The following is a 22,050-nucleotide window of genomic DNA, read 5'->3' on the forward strand; positions in this document are numbered from 1 at the left end:
AAAGATTTATTGGCAGATTTAATCAATAAGGCAAATGGGTTAAATGCTGCAAGTTATACAGCTAATACATGGGCAGTAGTAGCAGATGAAGTAATGAAAGCACAAGCAGTATTAGAAAATCCAGAAGCAAGTGAGGCAGAAGTAAAAGCTGCAGAGAAAGCTTTAACAAAAGCTCTTGAGGGATTAGAACCAGTAAAACCAGGAGATACAACAATAAGTATAAAAACTGGAGATAACAGTTTAACTGGAATCTTTGCAGGATTATCAGTATTGAGTGTAGCTGGGCTAAGTTTACTAAGAAAAAAAGAAGATTAATTTAAAAGAAACTGTGTGAGTTAAGGATATAATCTTAACTTATACAGTTTTTTTGAATTTGTTTATGAAATAATATTTAAGAATAGATTAATAGTTTGGTAGATAAAAAAGTGTCAGAAACAATCATTTTTGACATTAGCATTTATTTTTTATCACTATTATATTTAATAAAAAAATTATATAAATAATAAAACATACTATTTTTTATTTTCATTACTTGGCGAATTTATGATAAGCTAAGTAATATTTAAATGATATTTTGTATTTAAGGGGATTTCCAAGGTATTTGTGGTGATATTGTTTTTGTTAATTATCCAATAGTCTGATAAGTTTAAAAAGTAAAAAAGAGAATACATTTTTTGATGGCTAAATATTGAAACTAAAATAATTTTTAGCTTTGTTTCATAATTAGGATATCTGGTGTTTTATTATATGTTATAATATGACTAATTATGAGGAAAGGAAAAAGATAATGTATAATATTTTTGATATTTTACCTAATAATTTTTTTAATGTTTTTATTGGAAATAATAAACGCATAATCTCTGATTGCTTATATTTGGTTTATCATTCATTTAAAAGTGATTTATCCTTTTCATCTACTAAAGAACATGTTTTAATGATTTTTCAAGATTATTTTGAAAATCATGTAACCTTTTTAGAAAGTGATGAGGATTTAAATGGTTCCCGAGATAAAGCATTATATATTTTAAAAAGATTGAAAGAGTGTAATTGGGTCAATGAAGAAATTGGTGAAAATTATGAAACGTTTGTTACATTTGAAGATTATAGTATTAAAATTTTAGAAAATCTTTTTAGTCTTGATAATAACAACGATAATGGAGAATATTCAGGGTTAATATATAATATTTTTATGTCTTTTAATACTTTTGATGTTAATCGTGGTGATTTGGTATTTGAAACAGGGTATGAAAATACTAAAGAGCTAGCTAATAAATTAAAGAATTTAAATTCTAATATAAAAAAATATATTCAAAATTTATTAGAAGAAGGAATAAAGGATGATTTAGAAGCCTTATTAAAATCATTGTTACAAGATTATCAAGCTAAAATAGTTGATCGAGCATACTATAATCTTACTACTTATGATAATCCATCTAAATATCGCCAGCGAATTATTAATAATATTGAAATGATAATTAATAACAAAGAGTATTTTGATATAATTGTTCGTAATATTATGGAACGTAAAGATTTAGGATATCAAGAAGCTTTAGATTTGTTATTGAACCAAAAAGATTATATTATTAATGCTTTTGAACATATTGAAGAAATAATGCAGGAAATTGATAGTAAGAATAATAAGTTTATAGAATCAGCTGTTAATCGAATTACTTTTTTATTGAATAATCAAAAAGATGTTGAAGGAAAAATTAATAATATTATTAAAGCAATAGCTAGTGGTAGTGATGTTAGCGAGTTGGGAAATATTTATTTAAATAGTTTTGTATCTAGAGATTCTTTGTATGTTCCTCGTAGTTTTTCTAAGCCTTTGCAATCTAAATTAGAAAGTCTTGTTGTTCTTGATGAGACTTTAAAGCAAAAGGCTTTAAACCAAATAACAAAAGCTAAAAATTATTCACATAAATATATTGAAGATAAGGTTTTAAAATTATTAAAACAAAAAGGAAGTTTTTTAGGATCCTCGTTATCAATCAATAATAATGAAGATTTAGCAACTCTAGTATTAATTTATTTATATGGTTTTACATATGGAACAAAATATGAAGTTGAACCACTAAACAATGAAGTAATAGTTAATAATTATCGGTTTAAAGATTTTAAGGTAAAGGAGAAAATAAATGGATAAATACCAGCAAGCTACGATTTTTTATAACAAGTATGTTCGTTTAAATGATATTAAAAAAGAAGAATTTTCAAGATTAACTAATAAATTATTAAGTTATAATTATATTTGTGCTAGTCGACCTAGAGATCTTGATGACTATTATAAAATTATTGCAGATTTAGATTTATATGTAAGTTATTTTGCTTTAATGGATTATGTATTAGAAAACCATAGTGTTGATAAAGTAGTAAATTTGTATAATCTACAAAATTATAATCGTTATTCATTTAAAAAAAATGAATCTGTTATTTTATTATTGTTAAGAAAATTTTACTATCAAAAGATGCAGGAAATATCTTTGCTTGATGATATTACCATAACTTTACAACAACTTCATGATGCTATTAATACAACAGGTATTTTTGGTAAACGAATTAATAAAAGTGAACTCAAAGAAGTATTTAGAGTTTTAAAAAGATATAATATTATTGATTTAACTGGTAATAGTGATGATGATAATGCAGTTATTATTATTTATCCTACAATTCTTTATGTTTTACCAGTTGAGCGGTTGGAAGAAATTGATAATATTTTAGCAGATTATCAAAAGCGGGGTGATATAAGTGAAGAAACTAGTCAAGATGAAGATAATTAACTGGCATTTATTTAGTAATCAGACAATTGAGATAAAAAATAATGTTGTAATTACAGGTGAAAATGGGACTGGAAAGTCAACATTATTAGATGCCTTACAATATATTTTAACTGCTGGAAAAGCTAAGTTTAATAGTGCTGCTAATGATTCTGGAAAGAGAAATGTTGAAGGATATATTCGTGGTAAATTAGGACGTGAGGGAAAAGAATATTTACGAACGGGGGATGTTGTTTCGTATATTGTTTTAGAATATTTTGATGAAACAACTAAACGAAGTCAGTTATTAGGGGTAATTCTTGAACTTAGTAAATCAAATATAAAAAAAGAATTATTTTTTCAAGTACTTGATCAAAAAATTAAAGATAATTTATTTATTAAGGGAAGTCATGTTTATAATCGTAATGAATTTAAACGTTTTTTAACAAGTAAAAAAATTCAAGCTAATTATGCTGATAAAAAAAGTGCTGTTCCTGGTTTGTTTCGTCAGGCTTTAGGAGTATCTAAAAAATATTTTGAATTAATTCCGCGGGCTTTGGCATTTAAACCTATAAATCAGGTATATAATTTTATCTTTGATTTTCTTTTAAATGAAGATCCTGTTAAGATTGATGATCTTAGAAATAATATACGTGCTTATCGTAATTTAGGTAATATTTTAAAAGATCAACAAAATCGTTTAGAGGCGTTAGAAAAGATAGATACTTTTTATCAAAGTTATCAAAAGTTAAATGTAACATTAAAAAATTATCAAGATGCTAAAGATTATATTTATATTGATAGTTTATATTATCAAAGGGATATAGTTGAAAAAGTGATTTTAAAGAGTGAATTAATAGTTAATGATTTAAAACAATTATTAGTTACTACTAAAAAAGAAGTTGAAAAGCTTCAAAAAGAGGTTGTTAGCTTAGAAAATATTTTAGATAGTAATGAAGGTTATCGCTTAAAAAAACAACTTGAAAATGATCTTGAAAATAAACATAGTCAATTAGACCAACTTACAATTAAATATAATGATTATGTAAATAAACTAACGCAAGAAACAACAATATTAAAACAATTACGAATAAAAGAATCTTTTATTAATAATATTACTAGTAATAATTATGATAGTGAGTATTTAAATGAAAATCTTTTTGAAATAAAAAATGATTTAGTAGCTAAAAGAGCAGACTTTAGTGAAAAGAGAATTATTTTAAAACAAGAATTAAATAATATACAAACTAAACAACACGAATTAGTAGATCAGCATAATTTACTTTCAAGTAATCGTTTTTATTATCGTAAAGAAATAACCGAATTGATTAATGTCTTAAGGAAACAGTTAAATAACTATTATCAAAAGAAAATAGATATTAAACCTCTTTGTGAATATTTAGAAATAACTGATGAATCATGACGTAATGCAATTGAAGGATATTTAAACACACAACGTTTTGATATTATTATTGAACCTGAATATTTTACTAAAGCAATGCAAATATATGAACAATATAAAAATAGTCATGGTATTTTTGGAGTTGGTATTGTAGATGTAGCTAAACTTGATAAATATCAAGATACTTTAGAAGACAGTTTAGCTAATTATGTTACAAGTTATAATAGTTATGCTAAGAAATATGCTAATATGTTATTAAATCGAGTTAAATGTGTTGATACTGTTGAACAATTACCAATGTATAAAACAGCTATTACTAAAACTTGTATGGTTTATAATAATTATACAGTTAGAGCTCTTAATCCTAAGGTCTATCAACAGCCATATGTAGGATTAGAGGCTTTAAAGATTCAACGAACTATAATTGAAGAACAATTAAATCAAATTGAAAATGAAATTAAAGTTAAAGGTAAACAATATCAAGATATTAATCGTAATCTTAAAATTATTAATAAATCTCAAATAGACTTTTTAGTTAGTTCTACTGGTTTAGTTGATGAATATCATAATTTACAAAATGATATTAATGAAATTGATAAACGTCTAAAAGAAATAATTCAAGATGATTCAATTGTTTCAATTATTCAACAATTAGATTTAGTTAAGTATAAATATCAAAAAGTTCAAGATAATTATGATTTAAAACAACGAAACTTAGCAAATGAAGAGGCTAGTATTGATCAAAATATTAAAACTAAAACAGAAATTGAAACTAAGTTACAAGAGCTTCCTAAAGTCCCAGAAATAATTGATGAAGCAATTGAGAAGATTAAAAAAAGATATTATAAACGTCATGGGCATAATTATTCATCAATGCAAAATAATTTGTTAATAAAAATTCGTGAATTAGAAGGACAAGTAAATAAAGAAAGTACTAATATCGAATGGGCAATGAAAGCATTTAATCATGAATTTAAAGTTGGTTATGGTGAAACTATTAATAATATTGATGTATATTTACAGCTGTATTATAAATTACGAGATATTGAAATTGTTAAACGTCAAGATGATGTTCGTAATGCAAGAAGAAAATGTGAACAATCATTTCAAGAATCTTTTATATCTAGATTATATGAAAAGATTAATCAAGCTAGAAAAGATATTAAAGAGTTAAATAAAGGCCTCGAAAATAAGAATTTTAATGGTGATAGTTATGAATTTGAAGTTAATCCAAGTAGACGTAAAGATTATCGTCGTTATTATGATATTATTGCTACTAATCAACAATATAATAGTGATGATTTATTTGTGACTACTTTATCTAAAGAAAATCGTGCAATAATGGATGAATTATTTAATCAAATTGCCTTGTTAGGTGAAAATGAAAGTGGTGAAAAGTTACTTCAAAAATATACTGATTATCGTGAGTATTTAGATTATGATATTAAGATTTCTCATGAAAATGGTGATTTTACTAAGTTTTCTAAAGTTAATCGTGAAAAATCAGGAGGGGAAACACAAACACCGTTTTATGTTGTGATTGCTTCTAGTTTTGAACAGTTAATTAAAAATCGTAGTAATGAGGATTCAGGCTGTGTGGTTTTATTTGATGAAGCTTTTAATAATATGGATGAAACAAGAATTCAAGCAATGATGAGATTTTATAATGAACTTAATGTTCAAATTATTTTAGCTGCTCCACCAGATCGTGCTAGTACAATTATGCCATATGTTGATACTACTCTTGCAATCATTAAATCTGGAGATAATTCTTTTGTTGAGGCGATTATTCATGAATAAATATGTGTTTAAAATATTGAATTATTTGTTGGAAAAATATGAACGTAGTGTTTTATCTAAACAAGGCTCAAATTTAAATTTACAGATAAAGGTTAAGATAACAAAGCTATTTTCTAAATATAATGATAGTGATTATTATGTACAGCGTTTATTAATTGATGAGGCTTGTTATTATTTAAATGATTTGCATTTGATTATTATTAGTGTTGATGATGGAATTAGTGAAATATCATTATCATTAATTGATAAGCATATAAAAAAAGCATATCAATTAGTAAATCGTATTTATTTACCTGATTATCGTCAAGAAACAATTAGTTTTTTAAAAAGTATTTGTTTTTCAAAAGACTGGTTGAATGTTTTTAGAAATGAAATGATAAATAAATTAGAAAATTATCAGTCAATTAATAAATATTTAAGTATTGATAATAATCAGGAAATTAGAGATATATCTAAGGTATTACAAGCTCTTATTAATCAAGAAAAGGAAATTTCTTTTCGTAAGTTTTCTGTAACAGTTTTAAAGGATTCTAAGAGATTAGAGATAATAAAGGGGAAAGTTATAAATATTATAAATGATTATTGTGGAATTGATTTTCAAAATGATGATGAGTTATTTGGATATTTTAATGTGATTAAGAATCCAGGGTTTATATATTTAAATGGTCAAATTAAAATTAGTTTAAATGGACAAGTTGTTGATATTGGGAAGCTTAATAGTCCGTTTTCTCTAACTACTGAAAATATTAAATTATTAAAAATCTTAGAAATTAAAGATGATAATGTTTTAACGATTGAAAACTTAACTTCGTTTTATGATACTGTACTTGATAATACTTTAATTATTTATTTAGGTGGTTATCATAATGCTTTAAGACGAGAATTGTTATTAAAGATTTTTCAGTTTAATTCAATGTTAAATTATTATCATTTTGGAGATATTGATGCTGGGGGTTTTTATATTTATTTACATTTAATTGAAAAAACTAAAATGCCATTTAAAACTATTGCAATGGATAAAGATGTACTAATAAAATATCAAGAATATACAAAAAGATTAACTGCCAATGATCGTAAAAGATTAATTAAATTAAAAGATGTAATAGATAATGATGTGATTAGTTATATGCTGGAAAATGATTGTAAATTAGAGCAGGAAATTGTTGAATTACAGTTTTAAAATTACATATTAGCAATCTAAGATATTGATAATTTAAAATGAGAAGCGAGGATATTATATGGTTAATCGAATAATTTGGCTTGTTTCTAAATTATTTGATTGATCTCTTATATCCTTTATTTTTTGCTTAATATTAAAATCCCATAGCTATAAATACAGCTATGGATTTTATGAATTTTTTAATTATTTCAATGGAGAGCCACAATATTCGCATTCACCTATATTACCATAAATAGTATTATTAGCACCGCAACAAGGACAAGCTATAATCTTTGATTGGGTAGATGCTGTGTTAGCAGTAGTAACATTTATGTCATTTTGGGAAATAGTAACATCATTTGGTAAAACTACTTCTTTTAAATTTTCATTAATATAAGCATTTTTTAGATAACCTTTTTCAATCATTTTCTTAATATCTTTGTAAACAATATCATAAGATTTTCCAGTTGTTGAAGCAATTGCATATAGTTGTCGTACATTTCCATTAATAATAATAGACAAATACTGTTTTATATTTTCAGATTCCATTTTAATTTTCATTGCAATTTTTCTAAGTACAAAACCAGCTGCCCCAAAGAATAGAGCCAAAACAATATCTTCAACTGCGAAACTTTCAGTAATAAAAACGATAAAACCAAGAATAGCCATACAATATGATGCAATTCCAAGACCATTAATGAGCTTTCCTGAATTCATCTCAGTTTTTTTATCCTTAGAAACCCTCTTTATTATTAAAAACACACCTATTGGCCAAAATAAAATCAGTGTAAAAATTATAGTTGGCCACGAATACCAAAAACCCAATTTTTCGTTTTCGTTCATTTTTTTATCCTCCCAATAATCAATAATATTAATAATCTCCAAGCTTCATACTTGCAACTTTAACTGAACGTAATTTTATTACGTTTTTAACCTCGTTGATTTTGTTACCTACACCATCTTCGTTGTTTTTTAATAGTATCTTTACCTCATCAAGCTTATTCATAATAGTCAATTCATCATCGGATAAACAGCTATTATCAGAATATTTAAGTAACTCAACGATTTCATCTAAATCTTTTTTATAAACTGTATTGTTAAATTCTATACATAAGGAAGTAGCTTTTTTAAGACAGCCTCCTACTATTACTTGACTTTTTCTTAATTTATCGTTTTGCATTGCAATACGCTTAGCAAAAAATATTATGATAGCATCTGTAACTAAGAGAATGCATACAAATAATATATTCAATAAAATATAAGTTTTTATCAATAGTGGAGAGGTATTTACAAAAAAGATCGAAACTATTAGAACAATAATGAGATGTCCAAAACTTGTTAGAATATTAGAAATACCAAAAATTGTTTCTTTAATAATAAGAGCTTTAATGATTCCAATAATTTCTGTTAAAATTAAAAACATTAAAGAGATCCATACCATTGGAACTGAAAAGATACTATCGAAAGTTAGTTGATAGAATATTACAGTTATTACTAATGCTGCTATACCACATATTAATATTATGTGTTTAGACCTTTTTAACATAAATATATTCCCCCAATCTTTAATCTATTGGTGTTCCGCATTCAGGGCAGAACTTTGCATTTTTACTTAACTGTGTGCCACAGTTTTTACATTTTTTTATTAAAGAATAGCCACATTCAGGACAGAACTTGCTATTTTCTTCTAATAACCGACCACATTGAGGGCAAGTTTCTGGTACTTTTGTACCACAGGAAGTACAACTTGTTGCTCCTTCTGGAAGATCTGCTTTACATTTAGAACATGGATTATATTTCTTTCCACACTCAGGGCAGAATTTAGTAGTAGTTGTTAACTTGGCGTTACAAGCAGAGCAGATAATATTATCAGTGTTTACTTTTGGTTCTTCTTGTTTTGGTGTAGTAGTGTCATATCCACAATGATTGCAAAATCTTTCATTAAGACCAATTCTTGCTTTGCACTTTGGACATTCCTTTGATGGGGAAGTATTCAGGTTTTGAGTTAAGCCATTGAACTGTTGACCAATAGTATTACCAACACCAACTCCCATACCTAAACCAATACCTGCGCCCATAAGACCACCTTGCATTGAACTTGGATTACTGACAGCTTCTTCTAATGTATCAAAAGAGCGTTCTTGTTGATAACTATAACCGACAATATCCATTTCGGCTCTTTTAGCAAGGGCTTTTTTGAGTTGAGCTACAGCAGAATCATCTTCAGGCACATTAATATCATTTACAAAGAAAGAAACAAGTTTTATACCATAATCTCCAAACATAGGAGAAATTTGCTCTTGTAAATAAGATGATATTTCATCAAGATAAGCGTTGATTTCTAAAATGCTAATGTTTTTATGTACAAGATAAGTTGAAATGGCATCTTTTGCTTTTGTAAGGTATACACCCCTAAAAAACTTTATTATTGTAGTTTTATCAAACTGAGGTAATGTTCCAACTAGTTTTAATAAGAATTTTTTAGAGTTCTCAATTTGAATACCAAATTGCCCAAAAGCTCTAACAGGAACGAAAACATTATATTTTGGATCTTGTAATTGTATTGGAGTTGATGTTCCCCATTTAACATCTAAAGAAAAAAGTTTGTTAATGTACCATATTTCAGCAGTAAATGGAGAACGTCCGCCAAAAGGAAGATTAACTAATTTGTTTAGGATGGGAATATTTGCAGTTGCTAATGTATGTCTACCTGCTCCAAATACATCACAAATGTGTCCACCCTTAACCAGAATAACTTCTTGTGATTCATTTACAATTAACTGGGTCCAAGTTCCTAATTCACTATCAGGATGTTTCCATGCGAAAACGTCAGGACTACCTTCATATTTTATCACATCAATTATTGCCACAATAATACCCTCCTCAAAATCTGTTTGTCACATAAGTATAGTAAATTAGTTAAAATGACTTACTTATACATTAAAAATCGTATCATAAGTCTATATGTTTTGCAAGGTATACAGAATTTTGGTTTTTTCTGTATTACTATTTATAATGACTAAACAAAGATATTTAACTATTAATAGTAGGATTACTATTAAAAATATTTAATATTATTTATTGTTAGTAGGAATTAAGGAGATCAATTTTTATTAATAATTAATATTTGATGTTTATTTTTGATTGTAATTTGATAGTTATGTATGTATCTTTTATAATAAAATTATATGTTTTGTTGTAAAAAAATAGAAGGAGGGATAAAGTGTCAAGATTAGTATTAGGCATAGATATTGGTGTTACATCCATAGGGTATGGGTTAATTGATTTAGAAACAGGTAATTTTGTTGATTATGGCGTAAGATTATTTAAAGAAGCAACTGCTAAAAATAATGAGGATAGAAGAAATAAACGAGGTTCTAGAAGATTAATTTCACGTAGAAAAAATAGATTAGAAGATATGAGAAACTTGTTAAAAAGATTGGGTGTTTTTTCTGATGACTACAAAGATTTAAATAATCCTTATGAAATTAGATGTCGAGGTCTTGAGGAAAAATTAAATAATCAAGAATTGACATGTGCATTAATGCATATTGTTAAACATCGAGGAAGTTCTTTAGAAGTTGCTGAAGGAGAAAATAATGGTAATGAAAAAGGTACAAAGGTAATATTGTCGCAAAATTCTTTAGAATTAAAAATTGATGAGTATGTTTGTAAAGTTCAATTGAAAAGATTAAAAGAGCAGGGAATATTAAGAGGTATAAAAAATAATTTTAAAACAAAGGATTATATTAAAGAGGCTGAAAAAATCTTATCGAATCAAAGTATAGATGAAGATGGTAAAAAAGCAATTATTTCATTGATTGAAAGACGTAGGCATTTCTCTGAAGGACCTGGTAGCAAGAAATCTCCTACACTTTATGGTCGCTTTTTCTATGATGAGTATGGACAATTACAAGAAATTGATTTAATTAAAAAAATGCGAGGAAAATGTAGTTTATATCCTGATGAATACCGAGCACCAAAACAGAGTTTTAGTGCAGAGCTATTTAATTTTTTAAATGATTTAAATAATCTTAGTATTGAAGGAGAAAAATTAACTGAAAAAGATAAACAAAATTTAATTAATATTATTTTAAAAAAAGGAAATATAACTGTTAAGGGACTTGCTAAAGAATTAGGTGTATCTTTAGAAAAAATTAGTGGTTATAGAATTAATACTAAAAGGCAACCGCTTTTAACAGAATTTAAAGGATATAAAGTTTTAAAAAAGATTTTTGATAAAGCTGGAAAATCAGAATTATTAATGGAGACAATGTTATTAGATGATATTATTTCGATTTTAGTTGAGACAAAAATTATTGAGGAAAGAATTGAAAGAATCAGAAATTTAAATAGTAATTTTTCAAATGAATTGTTAGATGATTTAGCTAATATTACAACAATTTCTGGTTATCATTCATTATCATTTAAAGCAATTCGTGAATTAAATGAAGAAATGTTAAAAACTTCTATGAATCAAATGCAAATTATTCATCAAAATAAACTTTATCATCAAAAAATAGGTAAATATAAAGGAAGAAAAAATATTGAATGTGATGAAAATGCAATATTGTCTCCTGTTGCAAAGAGAGCCCAAAGGGAAGCTTTTAAAGTAATTAATAAAATTAGAAAAGAGTATGGTGAATTAGATTCTATAGTAATTGAGATGACTCGTGCAAAGAATTCAAAAGAAGAAAAAGATAATATTAAAAATAGGCAAAAAAGGTTTGAACAAGAGAATAAGGAAGTTGATAAATTGTTATTAGAAGCTAATTATGATCCTGATAAAATCAATGCTAAAACAAAAACAAAAATTAGATTATATATGCAACAAAATGGTAAGAGTGCATATTGTCAAAATAATTTAGAATTACCTTTGATTATTAGGGATCCTAATGCATATGAAATAGATCATATAATTCCATTGTCTATTTCTTTAGATGATTCTTTGGCTAATAAAGTTTTAGTAACTCATTTAGAAAATCAGGAAAAGGGGAATTCAACACCAGTTGAAGCCTTTTTAAAGGGGAAATTTAGTAAAGGCAGCTTAGAAAAATATAGAGCATATGTATATACAAATAATCAATTTTATGGAAAGAAAAAAGATTATCTATTATATGATAAAGATATAACTAAATACAGTAATGCAAAAGAATTTATTAATCGTAATCTTGTTGATACATCATATGCATGTAGAGTGGTTTTAAATACATTAACTGATTATTTTAGAGATAATGATATTCCAACTAAAGTACATACTGTTAAAGGACAAGCAACTAATGCATTTAGAAAACGTATAAAACTTGATAAGGATAGAGATTTAGATTATTCACATCATGCAATAGATGCTTTGATTGTTGCATCTATAAAAAAATTAGGTTTATTAAATACATTATTATCAAAATATGATCTAGATGATTTATATAATAGTGATACTGGTGAAATTATTAAAGTGGAAGATGATGAAAAGTATTTAGATTCTAAATATATTGAATATATTTCTAATTTAAAGAATGTTAAAGTTATTAAATTTTCTCATAAAATTGATACAAAGCCAAATCGTCAAATTGCAGATGAAACAATCTATAGTACTAGAATTATTGAAGGAAATGAGCGGTTAATAAAGAAATATTCAAATATTTACGATCCAAAGTTTAATCATTTAACTGAAGATATTTTAAATGGTGAAGAAGATATATATTTAATGAAGCGACATGATTATCAAACATTTGAAAAAATTAAAGCAATTATCCTAAATCATTATGAGATGTTTAAAAATGATTCTAAATATTATAGTAAAAATAAAAAAGGAGAAATTGAACTTAAAGGAGAAAATCCTTTAACAGAATATAAAGAGGAACATGGTTTTATTACAAAATATTCTAAAAAAGGAAATGGACCAAATATTACTTCGATAAAATATGATAGTGAAAATTTAGGAAATCATATTTCTATTACTGATAATTATCAAATAACAGAAAATAATCAAAAAAAAGTTGTCCTTTTACAATTGGCACCTTATCGTAGTGATATCTGGTTAGATAAAGATAAGTATAAGATGGTTACAGTAAGATATAGTGATATTAAATATAATAAGTCTAAAAATAATTATTATATTGATCAAAACTGGTATAAAGAACAAAAAGAAATTAAAAAAATTAGTGATGAGGCTGTATTTATTGCTAGTTTTCATCATGATGAACTTATTGGTATTGCTAAGAAAAAAGGTAGTAAGTACATTGATCCAAGAAATGAAAGCGAGCATGATGGAGTTAATGTGGAAATTTTAAAATTTACAGCTACTAATAATGATAAGAAAAATATGATAGAAGTTAAACCGATTGATTATTATTGTTCTAAACAATTAATGCCTTCAATTGGCACATTTGTAAAAGTGGAAAAATATGCAACTGATGTATTAGGAAATCTTTATAAGGTTACAAACAATCACTTGAAATTAGAATTCTAGTATGATAGTATAGTTCTAGTCATATTCTAGCAAAATTTCATATGACCTAACAAAACAAGGGTTTATCCCGGAATCGGCTCGTATGAGCCTTTTTTTGTTATATGAGTCATAGAGTAATATATATTGAAAAAAGTGAATGTTTGAGATTATATTTAGATAATTTAAAAGTTGTCATTGATGAAGATGAATTATTAATACCAGTTTCAGACATTCAAATATTAGTAATTGATAATTATAAAGCTACTTTAAGTATTCAGTTAATGAATAAATTAACGGAAAATAATGTATGTGTTATTTTTTGTGGAATAGATCATCTTCCTAAAAGTTATTTATTACCAATGAATGGTAATTTTGCTCAAAGCGGCAATATAAATAAACAAATTGCATGGAAAGATGAAAATAAGCGATTAGTCCATCAACTAATCATTAAAGCAAAGATCAATAATCAAGTAGAAATATTAAGAAAATTAAATAAAAGTTATAATACAGTTATTAAATTAAAACAATTTATAGATGAGGTACAATTAGCAGATGAAACAAATCGAGAGGGATTAGCTGCAAAAATGTATTTTAAAGAATTATTTGGAACTGATTTTGTTAGGATGAATGAAGATGTTATTAATGCTGGATTAAATTATGGATATAGTGTGATAAGATCTTTAATTTGTTCTATTATTTGTGCTAAGGGTTATCTAGGAAACTTTGGGATTTTTCATCGTGGGAAACAAAATATGTTTAATCTTGCAGATGATATTATTGAAGTGTTTAGACCAATAATTGATGAATATGTTTATTTAAATATGAAAGATGACATTATTTTTAAGCAGAAGCATCGAGAAGGGTTAATCAGATTATGTAGTGATAAAAAGATTGAAATTTGTAATCAACAACATACCATTACAAATGCAATATATTTATATATCGAAGCAATATTGAAAGTATTAGAAACAGGTGATTCAAAATCTTTTATTTTTCCTTTACCATATTTATATGATATATAATTTTATGAGATTAATTCTTTTGTTTGATTTACCAATGGTTACTCAAAAGGAGATAAGAATATATAATAGGTTTAGAAAACAACTAATTAAAAATGGCTATATTATGATGCAGTTTTCTGTTTATTGTAAGCTTTTTGCAAATCGGGAAGCAGCAATAAAACATATTGATATGTTAAGAAAAATGGTTCCTAAAGAAGGACAAATTAGGTTAATGTTAGTTACTGAAAAACAATATTCTAAAATTGAAATAATTGTTGGCGGAAGATCAAATCAAGAAAAAAAGATAAATAGTGAGTCATTTATCAAATTATGAATAAAATAACTATTTGTAAAGGAAATAATAAAACTAACGTAATAATAGATAAATACAAATTAATTATTGGTAATAACTACTTATATCATGATAATTTATTTAAAAATATTAAATTATTTTTTAGTAATATAAAAAATGAATACCGACAAGAATATGAAAAAGAGGTTTCGATTTATGTAGATGATAAATTAATAAATCGAAAACGCTCAATATTATTTAATATTAATAAAAATTTTTCTCTTAATAAAGATTTTAAAATGCAAACTGATTCTCTGGTTGCTAAATATTTAGAAATTATGATTGATAAACCAGAACTTGTAGATACAATAAATACTATTAATTATTTATTAGAAGCATTTTGTGAGCAAATTAATGAAATTTCTATAATTAAAACAAATTATGATGTTATGACAGAGAAGAAATTAGTTAAACTGATTGAACCATATGTAGATATAGAAGGTTATAAATGTGATGAATATGATTTAACATATGAAGAAATCATTATTATTCAGTTAAAGCTTGTAAATGAAATAATAAATAATAACCAAAAATACGATTATATCTTTATTATTTTAGATATACCATGTCTTAGAAAAAAAATCCTGGATGCAATATTGCATCTTTCTAATTGTTTTTTATTTATATGTATTAATAGTAATAATCTCATTGAAAATATTAATTTGAAAGATATTTTGTTATTGGAAAATAAAGTAATAGATTTTGCTGATGAGGAAGAAGTATGTGAGATAATATGTAATAACTGTTATAAACCGATTTATTTATACGAGGTGGAAGAGTATATGAAAGAATATTTTATTAATAGTGGTAGTGAAAAGTGTAGCTTTATAAGAAAATTACTGAATAAATAATGATATATATTTATTAATTTTCAAAACTGTGTTAGTATTAGTTTTGAGGTTTTGTTACCATATGGAATTTTGCTAGAATTAGACTCAATTCTGTTGAATGTCACTAATGTTGTTGTTTTGTTACCATATGGAATTTTGCTAGAATTAGACAGAACCATCTTCACAAAGTTCACCTAAACGGTTTTGTTACCATATGGAATTTTGCTAGAATTAGACAATAAATGTTTGATTAATATCAAGAATACAGTTTTGTTACCATATGGAATTTTGCTAGAATTAGACATAATGATCATATTTTAACCAATGCTCGTCGTTTTGTTACCATATGGAATTTTGCTAGAATTAGACACATTTTCATTGTTCTATTAACAATATCCAGTTTTGTTACCATATGGAATTTTGCTAGAATTAGACGCAACTGGTCGAGTATATTTATACATTAATGTTTTGTTACCATATGGAATTTTGCTAGAATTAGACTGAACTTTGTGAAATCATCTGGATTTAACGGTTTTGTTACCATATGGAATTTTGAATAGTATGTATTGGTGGGAGGAATTGTACATTCTTATATTTGAATGATAAAAGAAAGTTAATTAATTAGATTTTAAAATATTATATTGCTTTGGAAATTGATATATGAGGGTATATAAATGTCAATTGAAAAAATAAAAAAATATTTTAATAAATACGGTAGTAAAAAGTGAATATAAAAGTTTGATTGTCTAGTGCTGCTATGGAATTAGCTACTCAGGCTTTGAATTATGAGTCTTATAGAATTGCAATAACACTTTTATTTAAGATTGATATTATGGTATTTTAATAGTTATATTAGGTGATACAAAAATTGATAATTTAATGGTAAAGCATTTTTTTTAAAGCAAAGGCAAATACGCTTTTTTTAGAAGAAATATTAGATTTGATAGATCATGATATAAGTAGTGTTCGTCGTTTTGTTATTAATGCTGATAAAGAATTATGATAGTATTTAAATTATGAATTTTGGATTGATGTTTGTAGGATTGCTTAATTGAATAAAAGGGTTATTAGATGTATAATTAATAACTTTTTTTATTATTGTAGGATAATAATTATTTTTGAAATTAAATGAGATGAATGGTGCATATTTACAAAGAATTTGGGACTTTAATAATACATATGGTTATTTTTGAGTGTGATAGCAGTAAATATTTTATCTTAATAATAAACATATATTATATACGATATTTTTTAATATTATTTATATCATATTTTTGTGTCATTTATTGACAAATTTGATGTTAGGTAAGTATAATAATATTGTATAGCGCTTTCAAAAAAAGCGCTATTAATAATAAAAGAAAGGATGGAGGAAAATGAAAAGAAAAAGATTAGTGAGCTTTTTGTTGTCATGTTTGATGGTTATTGGATTAATTCAAGTAACACCAACTTCTGCAGCTAATGAAAACATAGCTTTAAACAAGCCAACAACAGAATCAAGTGTATATCCTGGTTCAGGTAAAGATGCTTCTAAAGCTGTTGATGGAATTGTTAATGCTGATTCAAGATGGTCGACAAAAAGACTTGGAACTGGGACACCTGCTGATCAATGGGATCCTAATTTTGAGCAATGGATGATGGTTGACTTGCAACAAGAGTATCCAATTTCTCAAATTAATATCAATTGGGAAGCAGCGACAGCTACAAAGTATACAATTCAAGGATCTTTGGATGGAGAAAACTTTTTTGATGTTTTAGTATCAGGTGCAACTGAAGCAGGATTGAAAGAACATAAAGGTTTTGAAGTGTTTACTGCTAGATATGTTCGTATCTTGTGTCAAGAAGCAAAAACTGCAAAATATGGATATTCTATTTATGAACTAGAAGTTTATTCTCAAGAAGTTTATGATGCTGGAAGTATTATTGATGAAATCGAAAAAGAAGCACCAGTATTATCAGAAGATGGACAATCACTTGTTATACCAACAGTACCTGATGGATATAAAATTTCATTATATGGAACTGATAATGAACAAGTTGTTTCAAAAACTGGAAAAGTTATTCAACCATTAATTGACATGCCTGTTAATATTATGTATAAGGTTGAAAATGTTAATGATGAAACAGATACTGCTGTATCAGATGACATTGCATTTGTTGTTAATGGAAAATATGATGTTTTACAACAAGATAACAAAAAACCAAATGTTGTTCCTGGACTTAGAGAATGGAAAGGGGCAGCAGGAGACTATCAATTGACTGATTCATCTCGTATTGTTATTTTAGATGATAAGTGGATGGATAGTGCAAACATGATCAAAACATATTTTAAAGATATGTTAGGACATGATATTGAAGTTGTAAATGGGCAGCCACAAGCTGGAGATATTGTATTAAAGACAGGTAGTCTTGTTGAAGAAGTAGGAAATGAAGGATATTATTTAAATATTGCTGATTATGTGACAATTGAAGCACCTACTTATAAGGGGATGATTTATGGTGGTGCATCTATTACACAAATACTTTATCAAAATGGCAATACTGCACCTAAAGGAATTGCAAGAGACTATCCACAATATGAAGTTCGTGCTGGTATGATTGATGTAGGAAGAATGTATATTCCTTTAGAATACTTAGAAGAAATGACAATTTATATGTCATGGTATAAGTTAAATGAAGCACATATTCATATTAATGATTATTGGGGACAATCTGGTTATAGTGCTTTCCGTTTAGAAAGTGAAGTTTATCCATCAATTGTTGCAACAGATGGATATTATACAAAAGAAGAATATAAACAATATCAAAAAGATATGAAAAATTTTGGTATTGATATTATTACCGAAATTGATACACCATATCATGCTGAAGCATTCAGAGAAGTTCCTGGTGTTAGAATGTTAGCTAACAAAGCGGGATATTTGGATATTACAACTGATGAAGCTTTTAATGCTAATATAGATATTATTAAAAAATTATTTGATGAGTATTTAGATGGAGACGATCCAATTATTCAAAGTGATAAATTCCATATTGGTACTGATGAGTATGATAAAAAATATGGTGAACAAATGCGTAAATGGACTGATCAGCTTATTAAGTATGTAAATGCTAAAGGATATGAAAGCCGTGTATGGGCATCATTAGGTAAAAATGGATTTAATGGAACAACTCCAGTAACAAATGAAGCAACTATGAACTTATGGGCTCCATATTGGGCAGACGTTCATGAAACATATGATGCTGGTTATGATGTAATTAATACATATGGTGGTTGGTTATATATTGTTCCAGCTGCAAATGCTGGATATCCAGATCGTATTGATGTAAAGAGATTATATGAACAATTTGAAGTTAATAACTTTAAATCAGGAAGAAATCCTTCTGGTGAAGCAATTATGCCAGTGGCTCATCCACAAACAAAAGGGGCAGAATTTGCTTTATGGAATGATATGACTTCATTTAGAACTGGATTCTCATGGTTCGATATTTATGATCGTATAAAAGATGCAGTTTCAATTTTAGCTGAAAAAACTTGGTATGGTGAAGATGAAGCAGATCAAACATACGAACAATTTAGAGAAAGAATTGATGCTTTACAACATAAAGTTCCTAATGCAAATCCAGGAAGATATGTAGAAAGTAAGACAGATCAATTAGTTTCTTATGATTTTAAAGATGCAAGTGATATTGTTGCAGATTTAAGTGGAAATGGCTATGATGGAACAATTGTTAATGGACAAGTGAACAATGGACAAGTTGTTTTCAATGGTGATGGATATTTATCATTACCAATGGATAGCATTGGTTATCCTTATACTGTTTTCATGAAATTGAATTTAAATGAAATTACAGAAAATACCACTTTATTTGCTGGTAAAGAAGGAACATTCTTTGCTGATATGAATGGAAAACTTGGTTATTCACGTGATCAATATTCATTTACATTTGATTATACTTTAGAAGCAAATAAAGATATTGATTTAGTTTTAGCTTGTGATAACAAGAATTTAACTTTATATATTAATGGAAAGAAAATTGGAAATGGTAAATTAACAAATGCAACGATTGCTGGAAAGACACAACAAAGTTCAACATTTGTTTTACCAGTTGAAAAAGTATTTGAAAATGCATCTGGAACATTGTCAAGTATGTCTATTTATAACAAGGCAATGAGTGCAGATGAAATTGCTGATATTTTAGGATACAAATCAGAAAACTATGCATTAAATAGACCAGTTTCAGTATCTGGATTAGAAGTTAATGATGGAAGATTTACTGCAGAAATGGCAGTTGATGGTATTGTAACTAAAGAATCTCGTGTTTCATTTGCAAAAGATAAAGATGAACAATGGTTATTAGTAGATTTAGAAGAAACAAAAATTATTGATGAAGTCAATATTCGCTATGAATCAGCTGTTGATAAATATGAAATCCAAGTTTCTGAAGATGGAGAAGAATTTACAACAGTTTATACAAAGGATGAAACAACAGCAAATAACGGACCAGAAGTTGATGAAGTTGTTAAGTTTGATGCTGTTGAAGCTCGTTATGTAAAATATGTACAAAAACAAAGATGGCATCATTCAGGAAATGGAAAATGGTATAGTGGAAGTATTTATGAATTTGAAGTTTATGGACCACTAGAAACTGAATTAAAACCATCAAAAGATGCTTTAATTGCAAAAGGTCCTAATAGTTCTGGATCGTTGTCAGCAAATAGAGAAATTGGACCAAGTGAAACATATTTAGTTGATGTAGAATTTGATATGGTAACTACAATTGCTCCAGATCAAACAAACACAGCAGTAGGACTTGGTAATAGTGGTTCAAATTATACAGCTTATGGACAAGTTCCTGTTATTATTCGTATGTATCAAGGTACTTTTGGTGCTTATAATGGTAATAAGGGTTATGTTCAAAGTACAGTTAAATTTGAGCAAAATGCTAAATATCATATTAGAGTTCAAGTTAATTTAAAATCTAAAACATATAGCGCATATGTAACAGTACCTGGTGGTAAAGAAGTTGTATTTGCTGAAAACTTTGGTTATCGTAGTTCAGCTGCTGCTCCTTCAAATATTGGTAAAATTTATTTATTCAATAATGAACGTCCAGAAGCAAGTTACTGGTTAGATAAGATTAAGTTAAAAGATGTGGCAGATACAGATACATCAGCTGTTTATGATCGTATTTCAGAATTAGAAGAACTATTGACTAGTTCAATTAATACTGAAGCAAAAATGACAGCTTTACAAGATGCTATTGATCTTGTTAAAGCTAAAGCAGATGATTATACAGTAAGAGAAGAAAATCTTGCTGCATTAGAAGAAGCTTATGAAACATTTATGACAAAAGAAGAAGATAAAGTCAGAATTGGTTCATTCAATATTGCAGCTGGTAAAAAACCTGATGTTAATAAAATACGTGAACAATTAGAAAAATATGATGTAGATATCGCTGGTATTCAAGAAGTAGATAAGAATACAGGTAGAAATAATTATGATATGCTTGAAGTATTTAAAGGTGATGTTTATGGTAGCATATTCTTTAGTAAAGCTATTGATTACTCAGGTGGAGAATATGGTATTGGTACAGTGTCAAAAGCACCATTAAATGATGGTTCAACAGTTATGTTAGATAGTGATGGAAATGAACAACGTGTATACCAACGTAATGTTGTAGAATTAAATGGACACAGAGTTGCTTTCTATAATACACATTTATCTTATGAAAATACAGAATTACGTCATCAGCAAATGAATACATTGAAAGCAGCAATGGATTCAGATCCATTACCATATAGAATTGTTGTAGGAGATTTCAATGCAGATCAATATAGAGAAGAATTTGCAGAAATCTTTGGAGAAAACTATAACATCGCTAATGGTATGAACGATATCTTCTTTGATACATTCAATGGTGTAGATGCTACAATGAATGTAAATAGTGTTGATAATGTAATTGTATCAAAAAATATTGATATTGAAGTAGTACAAATGATTGACAACAGATTATCAGATCATAATATGTTCTTTGCAGATATAACTTTCAAGGCTGAATCAACAGTAAGTAAAGCAGCATTACAAATTGCAGTTGAAATGGCTAGTGCTGTAACAGCAGAAGATTTAGATAAAGTAGTACCAGCAGTAGTAACTGAATTCAATGTAGCATTAGAAGAAGCAAGAGCTATCTTAGTTAATGATGATGCAACACAAGAAGAAGTAGATGCATCATTTGCAAGATTATCAGTAGCAATGCATATGTTAGAATTCTTAAAAGGTGACAAAACTGAATTACAA

14 protein-coding genes and 1 CRISPR repeat array are annotated in these 22,050 nt (G+C 26.8%); of the genes, 11 read left to right on the top strand and 3 right to left on the bottom strand.

Translation table 11 applies throughout. The features are described from left to right. The 6 genes from BMW96_RS04555 to BMW96_RS04580 form a co-directional block, all read left to right on the top strand. Positions 1-315, top strand: a 315-nt coding sequence (locus BMW96_RS04555; protein ID WP_177165811.1) for an LPXTG cell wall anchor domain-containing protein, incomplete at its 5' end; no start/stop codon positions are given. Positions 316-787: 472 nt separating this feature from the next. Beyond that, complete coding sequence (locus tag BMW96_RS04560; RefSeq protein WP_092352963.1) at positions 788-2,146, top strand: Wadjet anti-phage system protein JetA family protein; 1,359 nt, start codon at positions 788-790, stop codon at positions 2,144-2,146. Continuing rightward, the gene (locus BMW96_RS04565) at positions 2,139-2,780 is read left to right on the top strand and encodes a DUF4194 domain-containing protein (protein ID WP_092352965.1); all 642 of its coding nucleotides are present in this window, start codon (positions 2,139-2,141) and stop codon (positions 2,778-2,780) included. Before BMW96_RS04560 ends, BMW96_RS04565 begins: the two co-directional genes overlap by 8 nt. After that, positions 2,749-4,179, top strand: coding sequence for an ATP-binding protein (locus BMW96_RS04570; protein WP_143050709.1), 1,431 nt, complete (start codon positions 2,749-2,751; stop codon positions 4,177-4,179). The genes BMW96_RS04565 and BMW96_RS04570 overlap by 32 nt, the downstream gene beginning before the upstream one ends. A gap of 75 nt (positions 4,180-4,254) precedes the next feature. Continuing rightward, positions 4,255-5,958, top strand: coding sequence for an SbcC/MukB-like Walker B domain-containing protein (locus BMW96_RS04575; RefSeq protein WP_092352969.1), 1,704 nt, complete (start codon positions 4,255-4,257; stop codon positions 5,956-5,958). Further along, positions 5,951-7,138 carry a Wadjet anti-phage system protein JetD domain-containing protein gene (locus tag BMW96_RS04580; protein WP_162207540.1) on the top strand — a complete coding sequence of 396 codons (1,188 nt, stop codon included), beginning with the start codon at positions 5,951-5,953 and terminating at the stop codon, positions 7,136-7,138. Before BMW96_RS04575 ends, BMW96_RS04580 begins: the two co-directional genes overlap by 8 nt. A gap of 183 nt (positions 7,139-7,321) precedes the next feature. Here BMW96_RS04580 and BMW96_RS04585 read toward each other — a convergent pair whose 3' ends face one another. The 3 genes from BMW96_RS04585 to BMW96_RS04595 are packed head-to-tail and all read right to left on the bottom strand — an operon-like array spanning position 7,322 to position 9,987. Then, positions 7,322-7,960, bottom strand: coding sequence for a hypothetical protein (locus BMW96_RS04585; protein WP_092352973.1), 639 nt, complete (start codon positions 7,958-7,960; stop codon positions 7,322-7,324). A gap of 28 nt (positions 7,961-7,988) precedes the next feature. Then, the gene (locus BMW96_RS04590; RefSeq protein ID WP_092352975.1) at positions 7,989-8,663 is read right to left on the bottom strand and encodes a hypothetical protein; all 675 of its coding nucleotides are present in this window, start codon (positions 8,661-8,663) and stop codon (positions 7,989-7,991) included. Positions 8,664-8,682: 19 nt separating this feature from the next. Then, positions 8,683-9,987 (bottom strand): SPFH domain-containing protein, encoded by a 1,305-nt coding sequence (locus tag BMW96_RS04595; RefSeq protein WP_092352977.1) that lies wholly within the window; start codon positions 9,985-9,987, stop codon positions 8,683-8,685. A gap of 353 nt (positions 9,988-10,340) precedes the next feature. On the opposite strand from BMW96_RS04595, the gene cas9 reads away from it, so the two are divergent. From cas9 to BMW96_RS04620, 5 genes are all read left to right on the top strand, one after another. Then, positions 10,341-13,586 carry a type II CRISPR RNA-guided endonuclease Cas9 gene (cas9, locus tag BMW96_RS04600; RefSeq protein WP_092352979.1) on the top strand — a complete coding sequence of 1,082 codons (3,246 nt, stop codon included), beginning with the start codon at positions 10,341-10,343 and terminating at the stop codon, positions 13,584-13,586. A 101-nt stretch (positions 13,587-13,687) separates the two neighbouring features. Further along, positions 13,688-14,587, top strand: a complete 900-nt coding sequence (cas1, locus tag BMW96_RS04605; protein ID WP_092352981.1) for a type II CRISPR-associated endonuclease Cas1 — start codon at positions 13,688-13,690, stop codon at positions 14,585-14,587. A 4-nt stretch (positions 14,588-14,591) separates the two neighbouring features. Then, positions 14,592-14,900, top strand: a complete 309-nt coding sequence (gene cas2 / locus BMW96_RS04610) for a CRISPR-associated endonuclease Cas2 (RefSeq protein WP_092352983.1) — start codon at positions 14,592-14,594, stop codon at positions 14,898-14,900. After that, entirely contained in the window at positions 14,897-15,769 is an 873-nt protein-coding gene (locus tag BMW96_RS04615; protein WP_092352985.1) for a hypothetical protein, read from the top strand. The genes cas2 and BMW96_RS04615 overlap by 4 nt, the downstream gene beginning before the upstream one ends. A 48-nt stretch (positions 15,770-15,817) precedes the next feature. Continuing rightward, positions 15,818-16,249: a CRISPR direct-repeat array (repeat unit 36 nt; unit sequence GTTTTGTTACCATATGGAATTTTGCTAGAATTAGAC). A gap of 875 nt (positions 16,250-17,124) precedes the next feature. Beyond that, on the top strand, positions 17,125-22,050 hold a 4,926-nt coding region (locus BMW96_RS04620), incomplete at its 3' end, for a discoidin domain-containing protein (protein ID WP_177165813.1).

The organism is Thomasclavelia cocleata, from assembly GCF_900102365.1.
Classification (GTDB): domain Bacteria; phylum Bacillota_I; class Bacilli_A; order Erysipelotrichales; family Coprobacillaceae; genus Thomasclavelia; species Thomasclavelia cocleata.

What these genes read in the sequence shown, in the direction of transcription:
- BMW96_RS04560 (WP_092352963.1), top strand. Translation starts at nt 788, where the DNA reads ATGTATAATATTTTTGATATTTTACCTAATAATTTTTTTAATGTTTTT.
- BMW96_RS04565 (WP_092352965.1), top strand. Translation starts at nt 2,139, where the DNA reads ATGGATAAATACCAGCAAGCTACGATTTTTTATAACAAGTATGTTCGT.
- BMW96_RS04575 (WP_092352969.1), top strand. Translation starts at nt 4,255, where the DNA reads ATGCAAATATATGAACAATATAAAAATAGTCATGGTATTTTTGGAGTT.
- BMW96_RS04580 (WP_162207540.1), top strand. Translation starts at nt 5,951, where the DNA reads ATGAATAAATATGTGTTTAAAATATTGAATTATTTGTTGGAAAAATAT.
- BMW96_RS04585 (WP_092352973.1), bottom strand. Translation starts at nt 7,960, where the DNA reads ATGAACGAAAACGAAAAATTGGGTTTTTGGTATTCGTGGCCAACTATA.
- BMW96_RS04590 (WP_092352975.1), bottom strand. Translation starts at nt 8,663, where the DNA reads ATGTTAAAAAGGTCTAAACACATAATATTAATATGTGGTATAGCAGCA.
- cas1 (WP_092352981.1), top strand. Translation starts at nt 13,688, where the DNA reads ATGAGTCATAGAGTAATATATATTGAAAAAAGTGAATGTTTGAGATTA.
- cas2 (WP_092352983.1), top strand. Translation starts at nt 14,592, where the DNA reads ATGAGATTAATTCTTTTGTTTGATTTACCAATGGTTACTCAAAAGGAG.
- BMW96_RS04615 (WP_092352985.1), top strand. Translation starts at nt 14,897, where the DNA reads ATGAATAAAATAACTATTTGTAAAGGAAATAATAAAACTAACGTAATA.